Raw genomic sequence first — 3,137 nt, 5'->3', positions numbered from 1 at the left:
GGCCCCGTTAGGCAGCCGGGTCCCTGTCTTCGATCAGTTCCGGCGCGGACAGCAGTCGGGGCGTATTCTCCAAGGCCGCCGGCGCGGGGGTGTCCTCCAGTGTGGTGACGTCGAAGGCATTGATCTTCCGGGCAGTGGGGAGGACCCGTGATTCCAAGGTCCCAACGAACGAGTTGTACCGCTCCACGGAGCTCTTCAGCGATGAACCGAGCCGGGTGACATGATCGCCCAGTGTTCCCAGCCGCTCATAAAGCTGCCGTGAGAGGTCGAAAATCTCCCGCGCGTTGTCCTTCAGCACCTCCTGCCGCCAGGTGAACGCCACCGACTTGAGCGTGGCGAGCAGCGAGACGGGGGAGACCAGCGCCACGCTGCGACCGAAGGCATGGTCCAGCAAGCCCGGATCAGCGTGCAGGGCGGCGGACAAGACCGCTTCCGAGGGCAGGAAGCACAGCACTAGTTCCGGCGACGCGGGCAGGTTCTCCCAATACTTCCGCGCCGCCAAAGCGTCCACGTGCGCCCGCACCGCCTTGGCGTGGGCACCCAACAGGTCCGCCCGATGCTGCTGTTCAGCAGCGGACGCAGCCACCGGGATTTCCTGGGCCTGAAGGTAGGCCCGCAACGGGACCTTGGCGTCCGCGACGATGGACTTCCCGCCTGGCAGACGGATCACCATGTCCGGGCGGCCAGTCCGGTCCGCGCCCGCCAGATGGACCTGCTCCTCAAAATCAACGTGAGCGAGCATGCCGGCGGCTTCCACCACCCGGCGCAGCTGAACCTCGCCCCACTGGCCGCGGGCAGAGTTGGACTGCAGTGCCGACGCGAGTGTTTGCGTGGAACGCATCAGCGCTTCGTCGCTGCGCTGGGCTGCGCGCAGTTGCTCGGCCAGCTGGCCGAACTGCTCTACCCGGTCCCGCTCCAGCAGACTGACCTGCTGCTGGACGAGCTTGAGCTTTTCACCCACCGGAATCAGGGCGCGCAGCACAGTGTTCTCTTGCTCATCCTGGGCGGAGAGCTGCGCGTTCTGCTCGGCGAGCATCCGGCGCTCCGCTTCCACCCCGGCGAGGCGCGCCGACAGCTCTGCCAGCCGGTCGCCGTCGTACTTGGAGGCATCCTGCAGATCCGCGAGACGGCGGCGGAAAAGGATAGCCACGGCCACGGCTCCGGCGATGGCGCCAACGAACAGGGCCAGAAGTGCGAGTAGTACATGCGATGCATCCATACCTTCACGATGCCAGCTGCCTCGGACAAAACAGGGAACGCCGGTCCTTGTGTCCGGGCCACGGTATCCTTGACTACCGTGGCTCTAACTATTGGCATCGTCGGACTGCCCAACGTCGGCAAATCAACCCTCTTCAACGCGCTGACCCGAAACAGCGTGCTCGCGGCGAACTACCCGTTCGCAACCATCGAGCCGAACGTCGGCGTGGTTTCGCTGCCGGACCCCCGGCTGGAGAAGCTGGCGGAGATTTTCGGATCGCAGCGGATCCTGCCCGCCACGGTGTCCTTCGTGGACATCGCCGGCATCGTCAAGGGCGCGTCCGAAGGTGAGGGGCTGGGAAACCAGTTCCTGGCGAACATCCGCGAAGCGCAGGCAATCGCCCAGGTCATCCGTGTTTTCGACGACCCCGATGTTGTCCACGTTGATGGCAAAGTCGACCCGCGCTCGGACATGGAAACCATCAACACCGAGCTGATCCTGGCTGATCTTCAAACCCTGGAGAAGGCCCTTCCGCGGGTGGAGAAGGAAGTCAAAATCAAGAAGCGCGATGCTGCCGAGCTGGCTGCCCTGCAGGCTGCCCAGGTGGTGCTGGAGCGCGGCGATACTGTCTTCTCCTCGGTGGAGAGCGACAAACTGGACATGGAGAACCTCAAGGAACTGAGCTTGCTGACCGCCAAGCCGTTCATCTACGTGTTCAACGTGGACGATGCTGTCCTCGCCAGTCCCGAGCGTCAGGCGGAGCTGCGCGAGCTCGTAGCGCCTGCCGACTGCGTCTTCCTGGATGCCAAGCTGGAAGCGGACCTCGTGGAATTGGACGAGGAAGAAGCCCGCGAGATGCTCGAGATGAACGGCCAGGAAGAATCCGGCCTGGACCAGCTGGCGCGGGTGGGCTTCCATACACTGGGCTTGCAGACCTATCTGACCGCGGGGCCGAAGGAAGCGCGCGCCTGGACCATCAACCGGGGCGACACCGCCCCGCAGGCTGCCGGCGTGATCCATTCGGACTTCCAGCGCGGTTTCATCAAGGCCGAAGTGGTTTCCTTCGCCGATCTGGTGGACGCCGGTTCCATGGCCGAGGCCAAGGCACGGGGCAAGGTGCGGATCGAAGGCAAAGACTATGTGATGGTCGACGGCGACGTGGTGGAGTTCCGCTTCAACGTCTGACGGTCTGCCGGCTTGCCCGGAGTGCCAGCGACCGTTCCCGGGTTTGGGCGGATGCAACTGAAGTCCAGCGTCGTGGAGAAGGTCCTCTGGCCCGCGGCCATTCCCAATGGATAGGGGTTTCGTCGTGAAACCGATGAGGCGACGCTTCCCGGATTTCCGTCTGGGAATCGTCTCCTTTGTTTGATGCACCAGATTTTGCACCGCTGACCCGGAGCATCCTGCCAGAATTGGTTCATGGACGTCGCCGTCAGTCTGCTGGCCCTGGTGGTGGTGGTTTGCGCGGTCAGCGCGCTCGGCCGCCGGTTGAAAATCTCCGTCCCGCTCCTGCTGGTGCTGGCCGGCGTTGCGGGATCCTATCTGCCCTTCATTCCACCGGTGGTCCTGATCCCGGACATCGTCCTGATCGGGATCCTGCCGCCGCTGCTCTATGCGGCAGCACTGCGCACCTCGGTGGTCGAGTTCCAAGCCAACAAGCGCTCGATCGGACTGCTCTCGGTCGGCTACGTGATCTTCGGTACCATCACCATCGGGCTGGTGGTCTGGTGGCTGCTGCCCGACATCCCCCTGCCTGCCGCGTTTGCCCTCGGCGCCGTGGTCGCGCCACCCGACGCCGTAGCCGCCACGTCCATCGCCCGGCGGGCGGGCATGCCGCGGCGGATCGTGAACATCCTTGAGGGCGAGTCGCTAGTCAACGACGCAACAGCACTGGTCCTACTCCGGGCCTCGATTGCCTCGATAGCCGGCAGCGTCACCC

General features: G+C 64.6%; 3 protein-coding genes. 2 read left to right on the top strand and 1 reads right to left on the bottom strand.

What is annotated here, in order from left to right; translation table 11 throughout:
* Positions 1 to 7: 7 nt before the first annotated feature.
* Complete coding sequence (locus tag AC5RWT_RS36080) at positions 8 to 1,219, bottom strand: DNA recombination protein RmuC (protein WP_494084416.1); 1,212 nt, start codon at positions 1,217 to 1,219, stop codon at positions 8 to 10.
* Positions 1,220 to 1,297: 78 nt separating this feature from the next.
* Here AC5RWT_RS36080 and ychF point away from each other — a divergent pair, with 78 nt between their 5' ends.
* Both ychF and AC5RWT_RS36070 read left to right on the top strand, forming a co-directional pair.
* A complete protein-coding gene (ychF, locus tag AC5RWT_RS36075) occupies positions 1,298 to 2,383 on the top strand; it encodes a redox-regulated ATPase YchF (RefSeq protein WP_494084415.1) in 1,086 nt (361 codons plus the stop codon).
* Between the two features lie 234 nt (positions 2,384 to 2,617).
* On the top strand, positions 2,618 to 3,137 hold a 520-nt coding region (locus tag AC5RWT_RS36070; RefSeq protein ID WP_494084414.1), incomplete at its 3' end, for a cation:proton antiporter domain-containing protein.

The organism is Arthrobacter sp. Dra40 (genome assembly GCF_059091905.1).
This window is presented reverse-complemented; position numbering and strand designations above follow the sequence as displayed.